The organism is Streptosporangium jomthongense (assembly GCF_042650425.1).
GTDB lineage: Bacteria > Actinomycetota > Actinomycetes > Streptosporangiales > Streptosporangiaceae > Streptosporangium.
Genome location: NZ_JBHSBC010000078.1, coordinates 1 through 542, shown reverse-complemented (window position 1 = coordinate 542; position 542 = coordinate 1). Strand labels below are relative to the sequence as shown.

The window sequence follows — 542 nt, the reverse complement described above, 5'->3', positions numbered from 1 at the left end:
ATGGTGTGTGGCGAGGTTAACCCGTGTGGGGGAGCCGTAGCGAAAGCGAGTCTGAATAGGGCGTTTGAGTCGCATGCTGTAGACCCGAAGCGGAGTGATCTAGGCATGGGCAGGTTGAAGCGTGGGTAAGACTGCGTGGAGGACCGAACCCACCAGGGTTGAAAACCTGGGGGATGACCTGTGTTTAGGGGTGAAAGGCCAATCAAACTCCGTGATAGCTGGTTCTCCCCGAAATGCATTTAGGTGCAGCGTTGCGTGTTTCTTGCCGGAGGTAGAGCACTGGATGGCTGATGGGCCTTACCGGGTTACTGACGTCAGCCAAACTCCGAATGCCGGTAAGTGAGAGCGTGGCAGTGAGACTGCGGGGGATAAGCTCCGTAGTCGAGAGGGAAACAGCCCAGATCACCGACTAAGGCCCCTAAGCGTGTGCTAAGTGGGAAAGGATGTGGAGTCGCAGTGACAACCAGGAGGTTGGCTTAGAAGCAGCCACCCTTGAAAGAGTGCGTAATAGCTCACTGGTCAAGTGATTCCGCGCCGATAAT

Annotated in this window: 1 rRNA gene; it reads left to right on the top strand. The window is 55.7% G+C overall.

Features of this window, described 5'->3' with window-relative positions:
- Window positions 1-542, top strand: a 23S ribosomal RNA gene (locus tag ACFOYY_RS42475); the annotation flags it as partial.